Origin of the sequence: Kordiimonas marina, from assembly GCF_023006325.1 — a bacterium.
Lineage (GTDB): Bacteria > Pseudomonadota > Alphaproteobacteria > Sphingomonadales > Kordiimonadaceae > Kordiimonas > Kordiimonas marina.
In genome coordinates, this window is sequence record NZ_JAINDF010000004.1 from 206,411 (window position 1) to 224,425 (window position 18,015).

An 18,015-nucleotide genomic window follows, 5' to 3' on the forward strand; every position below is an offset into this window, starting at 1 on the left:
TGGGGGACACAGGCGATAAAAAAGGGGGCTTCGGCCCCCTTTCTCTTATCTAGCTTTTCCAAGACGCCGCTTAGCGCAGCAGCGTATCCGTATCGCAGAACCAGCAATCCTCACCGGTGGTCGCGCCAATCGGGCTACCCGGCGGTACCGCAGGACCGGCGGCGGCCTTCACGGCAGGCGTGCGGCCGCGGGCGAGCGCGTCGTCGATGCGGGCGATCAGACCTTTGCCGTAGGCTTTCATCTCACCGCTCATGCGCATGGCGGCGGTGCGCACATCCATGAGCGCGGAGCGGGCAGCGGCACTGACGTTGGGCGGTGTATCCGTGCCAAAGGTCAGCGCGATCAGATGGTTAGCGTAAACATCCGCCACAATCTGACGCAGGCGCTGGTGACGGCGGCTTTCCTTGCGCGGGCTGGCCATCAGCGTGCTCGTTGCTTCCGCAAACATCGCCTGGAGGCCAAGACCCTTCAGGTCCTGCGCGTCGACACGGGCGAGCCGGGCCGGTGCGAGCATGGCGTTAAAGGTAATATCCGCAGAAACCCGGGCGATTCCCATCAGGTCAAACTGCGGGCGGGCGGGGGCCTTGAAGGTCTCGCGCACGAAGGTCGGATCGCCGTCCGCGTATGCAACAGGTGTCAGCGTATCCAGCACTTTATCGGTCACATCAAGTGTTGCAGGTGCAACAGTTTGAAGGAGCAGGTCGAGCGCTTCCTTCTGGCGGTCCACCGACACCACGGACGGTGCCGGACGGCCATCGCCCTCATGACGATATTGGTAGATCAGACCGCCGAGCGATTTGGCCGCCGCCTGAAGCTGGTAACGGTCATACAGATAAAGCGGCACGAACTTGGCCTGCAGTGCGCCGAAGCTTTCCCCCTTCCTGAGGTTATGCGGGCCGAACTTGTCGAGCGCGATACGGCGGACGTGCAGCGTGTTCTTCAGGCTTGCGAGCGGGTCGGAGCCCGTGTCCCACAAAGCCCCGCGGGCTTCGCCGGAGGAAATCGGACGGGAATCTTCGTCACGGATATAGACGTAGCCTTTTGCGTCGGCTTCCTTGATCAGCTTGGCGTGATCTTCATCGCCATAAAGGAAGCGGGCGTTCCACTTGTCCCAGCCGCCGATGCCGACACCGTAGGCGTGGCTGAAGTCGAGCGTGCCGTCGGCTTTCACCCGGACATCCGGGGCTGGGTAATCCATCACGCTGTGGCCGCCGGGCGCGGTGCTGGCCGCCATATTGTGACCGAAGCCGAGCGCGTGGCCGGTTTCGTGCGCCGCCAGCTGGCGGATGCGTGCGAGTGCAAGCTGAACCGGATCATCGGGCGCGCCGGTGCCGGTTTTCTCAGCCCCCGCGAGCGCCTCGAAAATACGGATATCCTGACGGACGCGGAGCGAGCCCAGAAGCACGAGGCCGCGGATCGTCTCGCCCGTGCGCGGGTCATGGATCGCGGCGCCGTAGGACCAGCCGCGCGTCGCCCGGTGCACCCAGTTGATGACATTATAGCGGGCATCGAGGGGGTGCACGCCCTTCGGCAGCACCTTGACCTGATAGCCGTCCGGGAAGCCGGCAGCGGCGAAGGCGGCCTTCCACCAGCTCGCGCCTTCAACGAGCGCGGAGCGGATCGGCTCCGGCGCGGCGTTGTCGACATACATGACGATCGGCTTGATCGTGTGGCCGTCCTTGTCCTTCTGCAGGCGGAAGCGGCGCACCAGTTTCTTGACCGTGTCGCCATCGAGCGGCGCGGACATATCCACCTTGGAAATACCGATGATCGCGGCGCGTTCGTCATTGACGCGCGGCACATACCCCGGTTCCGGCAGCTTGATGAAGCTCGAATGCGCGATCAGCGTCACGGCATCCGGCACCGGCGTGGTGGTCACCACCTCAGGCCCCGGCTTTTGCCCCGCGAAGGTGATATAGGCATCGAATTCATCGTTGATCGGGAAGGCATGCGCTTCCTTGGTGTCGACGAAGGAGCGGTCCTTATCGAGCTTGAAATGCCCCTGCCCACGCGCTTCAAGCCGGGCGGCAACGCCGATGGCATCGCGCTTGAGGAACCCGCTCAGGTCAATCAGCAGGCGGCCGGTTTTCTTGTCGGTCGCGATAATCGGCGTCGACCAGATGATCGAGCGCGCGAAGCTGTTCTTGACCGCATGGGCCTCCTCCGGCGCGCCGGAGGCGGTGAAGGCGGTGTTTTCAATCACCGCGGCCACATGGTCACCGATCTGCTTGAAATCGATGATCTGGCTATCGCCCGGCAGGCTGTGGTCCAGCCCCATGGGGTTCGAGCCCAGGCCGCCCGTGAGGTAGGCTGCGTAAACATAGCGCCCGGCGACACCGTCTTCATCCGGCTTCGGCAGGGCAACGAGGACCCGCGCCTTGGCACTGTCCACATAGGTTTCGATCAGGCCTTCCTTATGTTTCAGCCCCTTGACGGCGTCGCCAAAGTCGGACGCATGGGCAGGCAAGGCGAGGAGCGCGCAGGCAACAAGGCTGCGGCTTAAAAAGGTGGGTAAGGACATACATTTCCCCCATGAACCATTGACCACAAGGCGACTACCTTAAAGATTAGTCACGCGAATGGAAGGGGGCAGCGCGTCACGAGGGCGTGAAGAATGGCAAGGAAAGATAATTACACACCGCAGGGAATGGCCTAACGCCCATTCCCATGAACCCTGACCTGATAGGATGGCGGGCCCAGCTTGGCGCGGTCGAGCGGAATACCCTGCGCCAAAGCTTCCATAACAATCCGGGCGCAGGCGCGGGCATCGGAAAGCGCGTCGTGGTGATCGAGCTCAAAGCCGAAATGGGCACAGACATCCGGCAGGGTGGTCGGGCGCAGGCCCCAAGCGTTACGGGCAAGCTTCACCGTGCACAGGGTATCCTGCGGCGGCGGCCGGTGCCCCGCCGCGCCATAACAGGTCCAGAGAACCTTGCGGTCGAACCCGGCATTGTGGGCCGCGATATAGCGCGCGTCTGCCAGACGGTCGTTTATCTCCGGCAGATAGTCCTCGAAGGTCGGGGCATCGCACACGTCCGCCCAGGTGATGCCGTGAATGTCGGTAAAGAGGAACGTCTGTCTTGGCGGACGGATCAGGTAGGATTCTTCCATGACGATCTGCCCGTCTTCAACGAGGACGAGGCCCAAGGCACAGGCGCTGTCCGCCCCGGTGTCCGCCGTTTCAAAATCCAGTACCGCAACTTTCATGAACCCTCCCCCATTAGCGTCACCCTGAACTTGTTTCAGGGTCCATTTCCCCGACAAGACCGGGATACAAATCCTTCCAGTCCGGGTTTTTCTCTTCGATCAGGTTAACCTTCCAAGGCCGGTGCCAGCGCTTGAGCTGTTTCTCCCGCTCAATCGCCAGGCTCATATCCCCGAACACCTCATAGTATACGAGCCGCTTGACGTTATAGCGTGATGTGAAGCCTGCCTGCACGCCTTCCCTGTGCTGCCAGATGCGTTTGATGAGGTCAGACGTAACGCCGACATAGAGCGTACCGTTCTTCTTTGAGGCAAGAATGTATGTGTACCCTGCTTTCTCCATCCTCAAAGAATATGCATGGATACTGCTGGTGATCAACACAGCCACGCCCAGTCACCGTCACCGTCATGCTGAACTCGGTTCAGCATCCATACCCAACCACGTCGCATGGTTCCGACATGGACCCTGAAACAAGTTCAGGGTGACAGGTGTGTTTGCTCAAGCGCCACTTTTCATACTCGTCATGCTGAACTTGTCAGGCTACAGCCAGCTTCGCAAACAGCATCCATTTTTGAGCCAAGCAGCTTTTTTCGAGATGTGCGCCCAGATTTTGAGGCCGACCTCAGCCAAACAAGCTCAGGGGGACAGGTGTGTTTGCTCCAGCGCTGCTTTTCATACTCGTCATGCTGAACTTGTTTCAGCATCCATGGCCAACAGCGCCGCATGAGGCCGATATAGACCCTGAAACAAGTTCAGGGTGACGACTTACTGAAATGAAAAAGGGGCGCCCTCAGGCACCCCTTTCTGGTTTCTATCGCTATACCCGCGCTTAGCTGGCTTTTTTCTTGCCGAGGACGGAGGGCACGAAGCGGTCCAGGACGGCCTTGCGCATCAGGTCCGGCGGCAGCAGGCCTTGGGCGAGGATGAAGTCATGGAAGGCCTTGGCGCTATATTTGTCGCGGAGGCGCAACTGCACTTCGGTCTGCAGCGCCATCAGCTTGGTATAGCCGTAGAAATAGGCCGTGGCCTGCCCCGGCATGCGGTAGGTGTAGCGCTCGATCTCATTCTGCGCCCAGCCTTCACCCAGCACCACGTCTTCCTTCAGCAGACGCTTGGCGTCCGCCGGGCTGATGAGGCCGAGGTTCAGCATTGGGTCAAGGAAGCAGCGCGCGGCGCGGAGAAGCCGGTTCTGCAGGCTGAGAAGCTGGCCATCGAGCGGCATGTAAGGCTTGCTCATGGCTTCGGCATAAAGCGCCCAGCCTTCGACGTTTGTGCTGTTGAAGGCATAAAGCTGACGCGCGAGCGAGACACCATGGTCCACCATCGCCCCGAACTGAAGCTCATGCCCCGGTCGGGCTTCGTGCGCCGCCAGCGTCCAGGTGGTGGCCTTGAAGGTATCGTCGGTATGCTGCCAGGTGCCGTCAGCGTTCTTCTTCAGAAGCGGCAGGCGGAAGGTGGCATATTCCTTATGGTCGGGGTCGCCACCGACGAACCGCGGCGGTTGCAGGTTCGGCGCCGGGTTGGCGGCGGTTTCAGCCGCGGTCATCATGCGCACCTTGGCCTTGCGGTCCGGAATGGTGACAAGGTTATGCTTGCGCGCGATATCCTCAAGTTGGTCGATGCGGTGCTTGTAGAAGGCCTCAACCTGATCGCCGGGGATATTCTCCTTTTTGAGGAGCTTGATCACCTCATGATAATCGGTGGTCTTGTAGCCTTTTTCCTTGGCGACCAGGGGCGCCAGCGCCTTCATCTCATCCTTGATTTCGGCATAGCCGAGCTGGGCCATGGCGATGAGCTGTTCAGGCGTCGCGTCCACACCCCACTGTTTGAGCGCGTCCTGATACAAGGGCAGCGGCAGGCGGGCCGACTGGCGGGCGCGCGGCACGATCTGTTTCTCGACGAAGCCTTTATAGCCGGTCAGCTGGGTCTTGAGCGTGGCGTAGGCGTCTTCCCATCCGGTGAGGCCAGCATCCTTAAAGAGCTTCTCAATGCCGCCGATGAAGACCGGCATGCGTTTGAAGTCCTGATTGATTTCGCCGATATAGGGGCCGATGAGCTTCTTGTCACCAAGCCGTTCGGTGGTGCGGGCTTCAGCGAGCTGAACGATCGGCGTGTAGCCTTCCACCAGCCCGGCATAGCGCTTGAGGCGCAGCACGGCTTTCTCGTGGCGGCTTTTGTCACTGCCCGGCCCGAGCAGCGAGCGGAAGCCCGAATAAATGGTCTGCGGCAGGTTGTAGTAAGGAATTTCGACCCTGTTATGCAGCTTTTCGCTGGTGATGCCGTCCTCGAGCGCATCGACCATGATGGCCAGGTCCTGCTTGAGCGACGGGTCGGTCTCCTTCGTCATCGCGACCTTGAGCTTGGCGATGATCTTTTCGGCGTCGGCTGTCTGGCGTTCCAGCACATGCGGGCGCAGGTCCTCAACGTCGGCGTCCGCGCTGGCGACACCCACCATAGTGGCCTGTTCCGGGTTATATTTGGCCAGAAGCTGCAGCAGTTGCTGCGAGTAAGCGTTGCTTTTCTCGACCCAGCTTTCTTCGGCACTCGCCGGAAGGCCAAGACCACAAACAACCGCAATAAGGCTAACGCCAGCGACCGCAACGCGGCCGCGTTTCTTGAATGACATGGATTTTCTCCTCGGACTGTCAGTTTTTTATATTATTGGCGCAAGGACGCTCCCCTGCCCCGAGACGCATCATGCCGTGCATATATGCACCCGTCAAATGAGAATGCGCCGAGGCGTGCCCGCCGTGCGGTGGAAGTGGGTTGTGGGATGGAAAGATTGGAAGAGGCAAATGAGGGCCGTTGATTTGTAATCAACGGCTGTACAGCGCGTGCCCTACGCCTCCACCCCATGTCATAGCGGGACTTGATCCCGCTATCCATTAACCCTGCTTGCCGAGATCGGCACCCTCAGCCACCACCGCATGGATGCCGGGATCAAGTCCCGGCATGACAGGAACCCCAACCTTCAGACAATAGAGTATCGTTTACTGGTTTAGTCTCTTTCTACAATTTAGATGCATAAAGCGCTATCTGCTATCAGAAGATGTGCTTGATCAGATCAAATAGCTTTAGCAATGTCGCCATACGGCCAACCCAAAGAAAAAAGCCGTTCCAAATGGAACGGCTCTTCCTTTGCGGTCGCGCTAGGCGCCGCTTCGCTTTTTTCATCATATTTCCTATGAGGTGGGTAAGAGGAGAAAGAGTGCCATACCGGCGCTCACACCAAGAGATGTAAGTAGAGTCTTATGTAGTGCCAGCGCAATAAAAAAGCCGCGATCTTGACCGCGGCTGAACTTCTCACATTTTAGCTATAAAAACCTATAATATACGGAACATCCGGACAAGCCGCTTTTCACATTTTTCGGAAGAAAAGCGGCAGATGGCCTGTAAGCCGGGTTCTGTCCGGCGCCGAAGCGCCTGGATGACCATTCCTCTAGGCATACTGTTGCCAGCATGCTCAAGCAACCTACCCGGACGGAGGCGCGGAAACCCGCCTGCCCATTGAAGGGCTACCATCCCTATTGGTCTTGCTCCCGGTGGGGTTTACCCTGCCAGTCCTGTTGCCAGGACCGCGGTGCGCTCTTACCGCACCCTTTCATCCTTACCGAGCCGAAGCCCGGCGGTTTGCTTTCTGTGGCACTTTCCCTAAGGTCGCCCTCGCCGGCCGTTAACCGGCACCGTGTTTCCGTGGAGCCCGGACTTTCCTCCCCTCATTCCTGAGCGGCGGTCATCCAGCCATCTGCCGGGCGCCAATGAACACTTTGCCCGCCCGCACGTCAAGCTTATTGCGCGGCGGGGGTGGTTGAACTCCCCTGTTGAACTCCCGCAGCTTTTGCGGCACAGTCCAGCCAACTGAAGCCGCCCTCATATCTCCGGCGGCCCGTACCGAGGATAGCGTGATGAAGAAACTGCTTATCGTTCCCGCCCTGTTGATGCTTGGCGCCTGCAGCAAGGGCGACGCCATCGTGTTCGATGACACGGTCGGCCCGGCAACCCATGCGGAAATCGAAAAACTGCCGAAAAACCTGGAAGGCGACCATGCCAACGCCAAATATTCCGATGCCCCGGCGGTCGCGCCCGACATGACCACCGATGACGGCACCCCTGCCAAGGGCAAGGGTGGCAACTAAGCCCCTTCCCCAAACAGCAGACCACGAAAACCGGCCCACGCAGATTGCGGCGGGCCGTTTTTATTTTTGGGGACGTCGGCTAAAGCGCGGATCAGGCGCTATAGAGCTTCAGAAAATGGCGGATGGTCTGGTCGACATGGGCGTCAATTTCCGCGTCGCTGACATGGTCGATGAGGCCGATCGACAGCGGGAACTGGTGACGGCCCTTCAGGAGCGACATCAGCAGGTCCGACGCTTCATCGATATCCTCGATCTTGAGCGCGCCGCGTTCGACCCAGCCTTTCAGGAAGGCGCTCAGCTTCACCATCAGGTCCTGCGGGCCGGCTTCCCAGAAGATTTTCGGCAGGTTGGTGTTCTTCGCCGCCGCGGTCATCAGCGTGCGGTTGACGGCGATGGCCTCGGGGCTCAGCGCCAGGCGCATGTAAGCCTCACTCACCGCCCGAAGGTCGGCTTCCAGCGTGTGGGTGGTGACACGGCTGAGGGCGCTGTCCGGGAAATAGGCTTCGATCTTCTGGTGGATCGCCTCACTGAACAGCTGTTCTTTGGACGAAAAATGGCTGTAGACCGTCTGTTTCGACACGCCCGCGCGTTTGGCGACTTCATCCATGCTGGTGCCGTCATAGCCGTTCACGAGGAACAGCTCACCCGCCGCCTCGAGGATGGCGCTGTTTTTCTCAGCGTCACGCGGGCGGCCGCGGGTCGGGCGGGTGTCATCGGCAGTTGTCAGGTCTAACGCGGTTTCTGTCACTGAAAGTTGGCCTTCTTGTCCTTGAACACGCTTTCCATAGCGCCAAGTCCGGCTACATGCAAATGCCCCGTAGCGTCAGGCAGGCATTCTTGGACTTGATGGTCCATAAATATCACGGAAGCGCCCGAAAGCAAGGCGGACGGCTGAGACGGGCAGCAAAACGGCCCCGGATGACCGGAGCCGCGTGCGTTTTCTGTGGCCTTGGACGGCTGCGGATCAGTCCAGCATCGGCGCCATGACTGCGAGGCCGAGTGCCTGGTTGTCGTCATCCTCCATCGCCTCAACGATGGTGCGGGCCAGTTGGATATCCTTGTTGGCGAAGGCGCATTCGAGAAGGTCGAGCCGGATGCCGTCCCGCTCATAGGCGCCCTGCACGTCCTTCACCTCGGTCAGGACTTCCCGCACTTGCGCCGCCAGGATGCTTTCATCCTTCGACGCCTTCAGGGACGCCAGATATTGGGCCTTGGCATCCACGGCCTTGAAGTAGCTCAGGCGCTTGAGTGCGGCGTCCAGGTTGCCGCGCGCGGCTTCAACCGGGCCGACCTTCTCGGAGAAGGACGCCAGTTCCGACTTGGCGTGCAAGCGGCTGCCGTGCAGGAGGGCAAGCTTGTAGCTCGCATCGATGAAGCTATCGCTCATTCCGGCGTCGAACATGTTGCGGAGGCGGAACGCGGTCACGTCCGCGCGGACCTGCAGGCCGATCACGGTCGGGAACAGGTCATCCGCCTGCGCCAGATATTGGTTGCGATCGCCCGGGTTGCCCATGCGGTCGGCGATGATGGCAAGCTGGACAAGCCCGCGATAGTGGCGGTACGGGCGGGCCATGGCCGAGACTTTTTTCTCCAAATCAGCCAGCTTGACGTGGGCAAGCGCGGCCTTCGGCGCTTCGGTCAGCAGCGTCAGTTCCTGCCAGAAGGCCCGGCCCCGGTTCTGCATTTCCTTGAGCGCCAGGCGGCCGGCGGCGATATCCCCGCGCTTGTAGGCGCCGGCGGCGATATGAATCAAGACGCCGTCGCGCACGTTTTCGTTCGTCAGCTCCTGCGTAAGCGCCAGCGCACCGGCCACATCCCCGGCCGTCGACATCAGGGGCGCGATGGAACGGATTTTTTCCTGGGTCACCAGCGACAGGTGCACGGCACGGGCTTCATCAAGCGCGAGCTTGAGCGTCTGCAGGGCTTCCTTGTCCTTGCCGGTCTCAATCATCGATCGGGCAACGCCGATCAGCACCTTGGCGCGTTCGACGCCGAAATCCTCACCGATCACGGTGTGGAGCGCAGCCGAAAAGGCGCAGTCCCGTGTCGGCGCCTCTAGGCAGGCCATGGTCGCCGCGTTCGGCTTGTGCTCTTCCGAGACCGACCCGTTGGAGCCGTTCTGCGCGGACGCAGACACGCTCAGGGCCGACGAAGCGAAAAGGGTGAGGACGGTGGTGGCAAGCAATCTATTCATAGAGATTCCCCGGTTTGTTCGCTTTGGCAAGCGATGTCCCTCAAGATGGCGGCTGTACCGTAGTCGTACAGGCCGCTCACCGTTTCGGGGCGCCAATGTGCCTGGAATGCACGAACGATGGACTGAGCGGCAGCGCCGAAACTGTCTTTATCTTCCATATGATAGCCGACGATACCTAATTGTTTATTAAGCTTAACAAGGGCTTCACCCGTGACGGCCTCATCCGGAAGCGGTCGCGTATCCGAGCCCTCAACATCGGACCAGAGCCCGAAGCCTTCACGGGCCAGCCGGCCCCATGGGAATAATTCCCCCGGGTCCGCTTTTCTATGCGGTGCGATGTCGCTGTGCCCCAGGTAACGCGACACAGGTATCTTATGCCTTTCGCGGATGCCTGCCAACAGGGCAAGCAGTGCCTCTATCTGGGCATCCGGAAACGCGCGGTAGCCAAACTCATGCCCCGGGTTCACCAGCTCGATGCCGACGGAGGTGTGGTTAAGGTTCTCGCGTCCCTGCCAGATGGAGACCCCCGCGTGCCAGGCCCGGTGTTCTTCCTCGACCATTTGCACGATCCGGCCGTCTTCATCGATCAGATAATGGGCTGAGACTTCCGCCTTCGGGTCGGTCAGCCGCGCGAGCGCAGCCTCTGCCGTCTCCATGCCGGTATAATGCAGGATGACGGTATCGACCGCGGCATCTGCGGGGCGGACATTGAAATTGGGGGATGGCTGGCGGTGGATTTTCATGGGCGGGTCTGCTTAATCCGACGTCAGGGCGACTTCAGCGACCGCGCGAGCGCGGACATTGTTCCTGAGCGTGATGATCAGAACTCCCAGAATGGTGAGCACACCGCCGAGGACCATCCGCCAGGTCAGATGTTCGCCCAGGAACACCATGCCCGCGAGAACCCCGAACAAGGGCGTTGCCAGCATATAGGGCGAAACCGCGGTCACCTCATGCTTGCGCAGGAGATAATTGATCGTCCCGTGCCCCGCAACCGATGAGCCCAGCCCGGTATAGACCACACAAAGCCAGGCAATCGGCGGCGCGCTTGTTATCGCCTGCCACTGCCCATGTTCGAACACCAGCGACAGAAAGATTGAGCCGATAGCGCCTGCGACACCAACCCACGCCTGCGTGGTTACCGCGCGCACATCCTTGAGCCGCCGCATCAGAATGGCCGCCACGGCATAAACAAAAGCCGCCGCCGACATCACCAGAAGCGCGTCCCAATAAGCGAAAACCTTGGGGTCGAACCCAAGCACGAGCACGCCAAAGAAGCTAAGCACAATGCCCGCACCGCGCTTCCAGCCCAGGCTTTCCTTCAAAACGATGATGGCCAAGATGGTGGAAAACGGCACAGCCAGCTGGGCCGCGATCGCCACGGAGCCAACCCCGCCCGCAAGGCTCATGGCGGTAAACACCAGGCCGAAATGCAGAACGCCGAGCGTGAAGGACGCAATCATCAGGTCCTTCATCCGCCCTGGCACAAGCTTCAGGAACGGCAAAAGCGCGATGATGACCACAACGAACCGGCCCGCATTGGCCACCAGGGGCGGCAGGTGCGTGACGGCGCCTTTGGCCGCGACGAAATTCACGCCCCAGATGACAGTCACCAGAAGGACGAGAAACACATCACGTATCGGCATTCGTGCGGCCTTTACTGCTCATGCGGATTTCAATGATCCGGTCATAAGCGGCGTTGATCTCCGCCGCCCGGCGGGTGGCGACAGCGATAAAGTCGCTCGGGACGCCGGCAGCGATCATACGGTCCGGGTGGGTTTCGCGCACCAGCTTGCGGTAGTGGCGTTTGAGATCCTCATCGCCAATGGCGGGGTCAACCCCCAGCACGCTATAGGGGCAGTTGGGGTCCGCGCCGATATGGCGATGAACAAGCGCTTCGATTTCCTGCTGATTGAACCCGAAAATCCGCGCGACGGTGCGGATATAATCAAGCTCATTCGGATGGACATGGCCGTCCGCTTCGGCAATGAAAAACAGCGCTTCCAATAGGTCGTTGAGCGCGGGGCGGTTATCGCGCATCAGATCGGCGATCTGGCGGGCGTAGGCCTCATAGCCGGCGGTATGCTGGCGCGCCATATCGAACACGCGCCCGACATTGCGCATCTCGCCTGCGGGCACACGGAAAACCGCCTTGAAGGCGTCCACTTCTTCCCGGGTAACGCGGCCATCGGCCTTGGCCATCTTGGCGGCCAGCGCGATCACCCCGATGGTGAAGGTAATCCGGCGCGTGGCCTCAGGGTCGCGGTCAACCGCGCGCACGCCCGCGTCCACCGCGGCGCCTACGGTCAGGCCGATCAAAGCCCCGAGCGGCCCGCCAAGCGCGAGCCCCGCGGTACCACCAATTATTTTTCCCCAAATCGACATGCTGATTTGGTAGCATAGGCCCCTTGCCTATCCTACAGAAAACTAAGCGGGAAATTGTATATCTGCGCGAAGCCGAATGTTTGGTTGGCGATTGGCCGAAAAGGCAGTATATCTGTGCGCCGCTGTAACAAGGCTGTCATATAGATTGGCGGTGCAAGAACGGATAAAAATGAAGGATTGTTGGGTATGGTTGATGTAGTGATTTCCGGTACAGGTCTTTATGTGCCGCCGCACAGGATCACGAACGAGCAGCTGGTGGAGACATTCAACGAATATGTCGACCAGTATAATGCGGAACACAAAGCCGACATCGACGCAGGCCTGACCCCTGCCCTGCAGCATTCCAGCGCAGAATTCATCCAGAAAGCCTCCGGCATCAAGGCCCGCCACCTTGTGGACGTTGAAGGCGTGATGGACCTGAACCGCATGATGTCCAAAATGCCGGAAGGCGGCCACGGCGACACCGACACCCCGTGCTTCCAGGCCAACATGGCGATCGAAGCCGCCAACATGGCGCTTGAACAAGCTGGCCTGAAGCCGGAAGACATCGACCAGACCATCTGTTCGGCCGCCGTGCTGCAGCGTTATTTCCCGGCCATCGGCATCGAGGTTCAGCACCATCTGGGCACCAAGGGCTCGGCGCTTGATATGGTCATGGGCTGCTCCAGCGCCACCTACGGCCTGATCTCCGGCGTCAATGCCATCAAGTCCGGCATCGCCAACCGGGTCCTTATGGTGAACCCGGAAATCTTCTCGACCATGATCAACTTCCGCGACCGCGACAGCCACTTCATCTTCGGTGATATCGCCACCGCTGTGGTGCTGGAACGCGCCGACCTCGCCAAGGGCAAGGACCTCTGGAAGGTGACAGGCACCAAGGCCGAGACCCAATATTCCAACAACATCCGCTCCAACTACGGTCCGATGACGCGCCTTGACGATGATTCCATGTTCCGTAAGGACATGTTCTTCGTCCAGGAAGGCCGCAAGGTGTTCAAGGAACTGCTGCCGCTGGTGACCGAATTCATCTCGACCCAGCTGGAAAGCGAAGGCCTGAAGGTTGAAGACCTGGCCCGCATGTGGCTCCACCAGGCCAACATCAACATGAATATGTATGCCGCCAAGAAGCTGCTGGGCCGCGAGCCGGTTGAAGGCGAAGCCCCAACCGTGCTGGACGAATATGGCAACACGGCTGGTGCAGGCTCGGTCGTTGCGTTCCACAAGCACCGCGGCGACCTGAAAGCGGGCGACAAGGGCATTATCTGCTCGTTCGGCGCCGGCTATTCGATCGGCAGCCTGCTGGTCGAGAAGCTGTAAGCTTCCACCCGATAAATTCAAAAAGGCGGCTTTTCAGCCGCCTTTTTTCATGTCCACATTTTGTCGGACTTACGCCGGGGCACCCTGATGCTCGGCCGTAAGCGGCTCCGCGAAACGGATGGTATTCTGTCCTGCCTTCTGGGCTTCCCGCAGCATTTTATAGGCCACATCCAGCATGCCATCGGCGTCCAGATCATCCCCGCGGGCGGTCATCACCCCGACGCTGAGCGTGAGCTCGATCACCGTATCGCCATGGGACAGGCTGCCCCGCGATATGGATTCACGCACCCGGTTAGCGACGATAGCCGCCCCCTCCTCCTCCGTCCCCGGCAGAAGAAGCACGAATTCCTCGCCACCGAAGCGGCAGAAAACATCCTGCGACCGGCGCCCCTGCATCACCAGCTCGGCGAAACTTTGCAGGATCGCATCCCCAAACAGATGGCCGTGTTCCACATTGATGCGCTTGAATTTGTCGATATCGATCATGATCAGCGACACAGGTTCGCTTACCCGCCGCGCCCGTGCCAGAACGGTTTTCACCACCGCCATGAAGGCCCTGCGGTTCAGCGCCCCAGTGAGCGGGTCCATCATCGCCTGGATCTTCAGCTCATGCTGTAGCCGTTCGGCCGTCATGATGATGACCGTCAGTGCCAGCAGGAACACGAAGAGCATGGCTTCCACCTGCGTCCAGGCCGCAAGCGAACTGACGCTATCCATACCAGCCCCATGCGCCAGACCGCGCCATTCTGCGGCGCGGTACAGATTGAAAAGCGCGTGGGCCATGAAAAGCGCCGAGGTAAGCGCGGCCCCAAGCGCGGTCCGTTTGATGATCCCCTTATAAAGGGCAACCCGCCCACCAAACGCATGGACGAGGGTTACGGATGTTCCCACCGACATCGCCACAATAAAGACAGACAGGAGCGTGTCGCGCTCTCCCGCGGCTTCCGTCTTCACGAAATTGAAGCACAGAACGATCATCGCCGCCGCCATGATACTGCCCGCGAGATAGACAAGCTGGCGGCTGCGCGCGCCCCAGAAATCGGCGATCCCGAGCCAGACCCAGAAATGTCCCATCAGGATCATCAGGTCGCCAAGCAGGACTGTCATCGGTAAAGGAGGGCCGTCAATCGGCGCCATCAGGCAGATCCCGGCAGTGGAGACAACCACTCCGCCCGCGATCTCCTTCAGCCCCTGCACACCGAAATTGGCGAGCCAATGCGCAATCAGCGCAACGGATGACAGGATGAGAATCAGCGTTGTCGCAACGATCAATGTCGGTAGGTCTAAAAGCATCCATTCCCCCAAAACGGCAGGCTCCGCCGTCACCTTATTGCATTAGGGACAAAATGCAAATCCATAGTCCGCCCCAAGTGTTACAGGTAAGCCCCAACGGGCGGACCCTGCCTATCCCCCACAGCCGAAAATAGGGATTGACCACCTACTACAGCTGTAGTATCTATCTTCTACACATGTAGTAGAAAGAGACACCGATGGCAGGCGATATCAAACTCAGCGACCAGCAGTATCAGATTGTGGAGGCCCTGTGGGCGCTCGGCGAAGGATCGGCCAAGGATGTACAGGCGCGGCTGACGGACCCACTTGCCCACACCACGGTCGGCACCATCCTGTCCCGCCTGGAAAAACGCGGCATCCTGACTTCGGAGACCCGTGGCCGTGAACGCGTTTACCGCGCGCTGATCAGCGAAGGCGATGTCCGCCGCTCCATGGTCTCTTCCATGATCTCGACCCTGTTCCGGGGCGACAGCAAAGCGCTTCTCGCCCACCTTGTGAACGAAGGTGACATCGACGCCGATGAACTGAAGGACATACAGGCGCTTTTGGATGAGGAGCCGTCATGATGACCGAGTTTTTCACCAGCTTGCCGTTCGTCGGCCTGTTCCTGAAATTCATGGTGGCAAGCACTGTGCTGATGGGAACGATCTGGCTTCTGGAACGCCTGCGTATCCTGCGCCTGCCCGACATCCGCGAACTCGCCTGGAAACTGGCGATCGCCGCATCTTTCATCGCGCTTTTACCCATCGGCAATTGGCTTTCGGGGCCGATCACCATCCATCATAACGAAGCCAAGGACCTGGTTTCCCGTTTCGACAGCGGCCAGCCGATCTCAGCCTTCATCCATAAGGATGCTTCCCCCGACCAGACTGTCAGCCAGTGGCTGCCGGCGCGGGAGATCACGCTCAAGGGCGACTTCACGGTTGATGGCGTGAAGGAGGGAACCCCGGTCACCGTCGACCTTCAAGGGATGCAGGACGCGGATTCCCAAAGCGTGCACATCATGCTCCCGAAACAACTCAAGGACCTGCAGAAGGCGATGGAAGCCACCATCGCCATCAAGGAAACCCAGGCCGCCACCCCGACTTCCCAGACACACGGCACTCATCAAAAACCCGAGGCCGACAGCGAGGACACTACACTATCGTCCTGGGAACAGTGGGTGGCGGGCCTGAGTGCCAGGGCCCTGGCCGCCACCTTGTGGAGCATTGTGGCGCTTCTGGCCCTCATCGCCCTCGGCTTCGGTTACCGGAGTGCGATCCGCGACCTGGGCACCCGCACAAGGGTCGATGCCGAGCACCCGGCCAACCGCACGCTCCGTCTGCTGTGCGAAAAGGCGGACATCAAACATGTTCCCTACCTCAGCCGGTCATCGGATATCGCAAGCCCCGTGTGCCTGCCCCGGCGTGAAATCTGCCTGCCGGACTGGGCCTTCGACGCCCTGCCCGAGCGCGAAATGCAAAGCCTTCTGGCCCACGAACTGGGCCACATGATCCGCCGTGACCCGATGATGCTGATGGTGCTTCAGCTTCTGTCCCGGCTCTTCTTCTTCCAGCCGTTCTTCAACGTGGCACGCCGGCGGCTGGCGGACCTTGCGGAACTGGCCGCCGACGAATGGGCCGCGAAACAGCTTTCGGACCCGCGCGCCGTCGCCACCGCCCTTTTCACCTGTGCCACCAAAATACACGACAGCAAAAACCTACAATGGGGATTAGCCATGGCTGGAAACAAATCCATGCTTAAAATACGCGTCGAGCGCCTGGTGGGCGCGAACGGCGCCCATTTCGGCACCGCAAGCCGCGCCGCCAAGGGCCTGTTGCTTGCGGGTGTCATCGGCCTCACCTTCGGCCTGCCCAGCTTCGAATTCGCCGACGCCATGTCGATCACGGCCGCCAAGGATGATCAGCATAACGATCATTACGGCCTGACCGACGAGCAGAAAGCCAAGATCGAGGAACTGAGGCAAAAGGCCGAAGAACACAGGGCCTCCGCCCGTGAAATCAAGAACGCGGTGAAGGAAATCGAACGCGCCGCGCGGGAACAGGAACGTTCAGTCCGCAAGGAAGAGCTGATGGCGCGCAAGCAGGAACGGATCGCCCGCGCCGCCGAACGCGCCGAACTCGCCCGCCTGCACGCCAAGGACCATGACCACAGCAGCTATTTCGTCACCGACGACGATTCAGGCAACCTGGTGCTGACGGACAAGGACCGCACCCTCAAGGCATCCTGGGAAGGTGCTTTCAGCCTCAATGACACCATGGACGGCGTCGCCGATGTCGCCCCCGGCGCCTGGCTCGATATCCGCGCCAAATCCAAGAAGGAAGACCGCCGGGTTCATTTCGAAAATGACGGCGGCAAGCTTAGCCAGACCTATTGGGTGAACGGTACCAAGCAGGCCATGGACAAGGACGGCCAGAAATGGCTGAAGGCGACGGTTTCGGAACTGACCGAGCGTACCGGCTGGCACGCCAGCGAACGCATCGCCATGATCCTCAAGAAAGGCGGCGTCAAGGATGTGCTGAAGCTGATCAAGGGTGCCAAGACCGATTATCTCAAGCGCATCTATGCCCAGAACCTTCTGGAGCAGGCCAAGCTGAAGGACCATGACACCGAAAAGCTCGCCGACCTTCTGGCCGACATCAAAAGCAACTATGAAAAGCGGGTCGCGCTGACCCTGCTTCTGGAAGAAGGTCGCCCGACCAAGAAGGTCATGGCGAAAGTCCTCAAGGCCGCCAAAACCATGGACAGCGATTATGAGCTGCGCCAGCTTCTGACGCCCTATCTCGTCCAGTTCCCGCTTGATGACGACGGTATCAACATGCTGATCGACATGGCCGCCCATATGAAAAGCGACTATGAGCTCCGCAACCTGCTGGTCGTCGGCCTGCATGACAAGGATCTCAGCAAAAAAGCCGTCGAGCGCGTGGTCAAGATCGCCACGGATAACATCAAAAGCGATTATGAAATCCGTCAGTTGATCGCCGTACTCGCGAGCCAGCTCCATAAAGCGCCAGCCAGCACCAAGACGCTTCTGGACGCCGTCGGAAAACAGCACAGCGATTATGAAAAGCGCAAGACGCTGGATATCGTGATCAGCCAGGGCGCGATGACCAATGACAATTGGGAAGCCGCCATCGATGTCGCCAGCAAGATCGGCAGCGACTATGAGAAGGCACAGTCGCTCCTGCATATCCGCGCGATGATGCCCGATGACAAGAAGCTCCAGGAAACACTCGCCAAAGCGGTCCAGGGTATCGGCTCCGACTATGAGCGCAGCCGCCTGACCCGCACCATGCGGATGATGGGCGACGATATCCCGGCGGAACCGGCAGTGCCTTCGGCGCCGCCCGCGCAGCCCGCGCCCGCCGCAAAACCTGTAGTCGCAAACAGCGCCGCTTAACTGCCTCTAAAACCCTTTTCTCACTCGGAAAGCTCTGAGAAAAAACTCGCCCTGCGGGTATAGCTACCTGCAGGGCAACTCTTTG

Annotated in this window: 14 protein-coding genes and 1 other RNA gene; 4 read left to right on the top strand and 11 right to left on the bottom strand. The window is 60.0% G+C overall.

Annotation, left to right across the window (positions count from 1 at the left end):
* Nucleotides 1-70: 70 nt before the first annotated feature.
* The 5 genes from K6118_RS10345 to rnpB form a co-directional block, all read right to left on the bottom strand.
* On the bottom strand, nucleotides 71-2,521 hold the full coding sequence (locus K6118_RS10345; protein ID WP_247120275.1) for a zinc-dependent metalloprotease: 2,451 nt from the start codon (nucleotides 2,519-2,521) through the stop codon (nucleotides 71-73).
* A 131-nt stretch (nucleotides 2,522-2,652) separates the two neighbouring features.
* On the bottom strand, nucleotides 2,653-3,207 hold the full coding sequence (locus tag K6118_RS10350) for a 3'-5' exonuclease (protein ID WP_247120276.1): 555 nt from the start codon (nucleotides 3,205-3,207) through the stop codon (nucleotides 2,653-2,655).
* Nucleotides 3,208-3,226: 19 nt separating this feature from the next.
* Nucleotides 3,227-3,547 carry a GIY-YIG nuclease family protein gene (locus tag K6118_RS10355; RefSeq protein ID WP_281500761.1) on the bottom strand — a complete coding sequence of 107 codons (321 nt, stop codon included), beginning with the start codon at nucleotides 3,545-3,547 and terminating at the stop codon, nucleotides 3,227-3,229.
* A 487-nt stretch (nucleotides 3,548-4,034) separates the two neighbouring features.
* Nucleotides 4,035-5,831 (bottom strand): DUF885 domain-containing protein, encoded by a 1,797-nt coding sequence (locus K6118_RS10360; protein WP_247120278.1) that lies wholly within the window; start codon nucleotides 5,829-5,831, stop codon nucleotides 4,035-4,037.
* Nucleotides 5,832-6,582: 751 nt separating this feature from the next.
* Nucleotides 6,583-6,954: RNase P RNA component class A (gene rnpB / locus K6118_RS10365), an RNA gene on the bottom strand.
* Between the two features lie 156 nt (nucleotides 6,955-7,110).
* Between rnpB and K6118_RS10370 the strand changes: the two genes are divergently transcribed.
* A complete protein-coding gene (locus K6118_RS10370) occupies nucleotides 7,111-7,341 on the top strand; it encodes a hypothetical protein (RefSeq protein WP_247120279.1) in 231 nt (76 codons plus the stop codon).
* 91 nt (nucleotides 7,342-7,432) lie between these two features.
* Here the strand turns inward: K6118_RS10370 and K6118_RS17355 are convergent, their stop codons facing one another.
* The 5 genes from K6118_RS17355 to K6118_RS10400 form a co-directional block, all read right to left on the bottom strand.
* Nucleotides 7,433-8,089: a TetR/AcrR family transcriptional regulator gene (locus K6118_RS17355; protein ID WP_343269941.1), complete on the bottom strand. Its 657-nt coding sequence runs from the start codon at nucleotides 8,087-8,089 to the stop codon at nucleotides 7,433-7,435.
* Between the two features lie 216 nt (nucleotides 8,090-8,305).
* A complete protein-coding gene (locus K6118_RS10385) occupies nucleotides 8,306-9,535 on the bottom strand; it encodes a hypothetical protein (protein ID WP_247120280.1) in 1,230 nt (409 codons plus the stop codon).
* Nucleotides 9,532-10,278, bottom strand: a complete 747-nt coding sequence (locus tag K6118_RS10390) for an N-acetylmuramoyl-L-alanine amidase (protein ID WP_247120281.1) — start codon at nucleotides 10,276-10,278, stop codon at nucleotides 9,532-9,534. Before K6118_RS10390 ends, K6118_RS10385 begins: the two co-directional genes overlap by 4 nt.
* Nucleotides 10,279-10,290: 12 nt before the next feature.
* On the bottom strand, nucleotides 10,291-11,181 hold the full coding sequence (locus K6118_RS10395; RefSeq protein ID WP_247120282.1) for a DMT family transporter: 891 nt from the start codon (nucleotides 11,179-11,181) through the stop codon (nucleotides 10,291-10,293).
* Nucleotides 11,168-11,920 (bottom strand): TerB family tellurite resistance protein, encoded by a 753-nt coding sequence (locus K6118_RS10400; RefSeq protein ID WP_247120283.1) that lies wholly within the window; start codon nucleotides 11,918-11,920, stop codon nucleotides 11,168-11,170. The genes K6118_RS10395 and K6118_RS10400 overlap by 14 nt, the downstream gene beginning before the upstream one ends.
* A 186-nt stretch (nucleotides 11,921-12,106) precedes the next feature.
* Here K6118_RS10400 and K6118_RS10405 point away from each other — a divergent pair, with 186 nt between their 5' ends.
* Nucleotides 12,107-13,237 (top strand): beta-ketoacyl-ACP synthase III, encoded by a 1,131-nt coding sequence (locus K6118_RS10405; protein ID WP_247120284.1) that lies wholly within the window; start codon nucleotides 12,107-12,109, stop codon nucleotides 13,235-13,237.
* A gap of 69 nt (nucleotides 13,238-13,306) precedes the next feature.
* Here K6118_RS10405 and K6118_RS10410 read toward each other — a convergent pair whose 3' ends face one another.
* Nucleotides 13,307-14,530 (bottom strand): GGDEF domain-containing protein, encoded by a 1,224-nt coding sequence (locus K6118_RS10410; protein ID WP_247120285.1) that lies wholly within the window; start codon nucleotides 14,528-14,530, stop codon nucleotides 13,307-13,309.
* Between the two features lie 197 nt (nucleotides 14,531-14,727).
* Here K6118_RS10410 and K6118_RS10415 point away from each other — a divergent pair, with 197 nt between their 5' ends.
* Together K6118_RS10415 and K6118_RS10420 are read left to right on the top strand one after the other, a co-directional pair.
* On the top strand, nucleotides 14,728-15,096 hold the full coding sequence (locus K6118_RS10415) for a BlaI/MecI/CopY family transcriptional regulator (protein ID WP_247120286.1): 369 nt from the start codon (nucleotides 14,728-14,730) through the stop codon (nucleotides 15,094-15,096).
* Complete coding sequence (locus K6118_RS10420; protein WP_247120287.1) at nucleotides 15,093-17,930, top strand: M56 family metallopeptidase; 2,838 nt, start codon at nucleotides 15,093-15,095, stop codon at nucleotides 17,928-17,930. Before K6118_RS10415 ends, K6118_RS10420 begins: the two co-directional genes overlap by 4 nt.
* The last annotated feature ends 85 nt before the right edge of the window (nucleotides 17,931-18,015 follow it).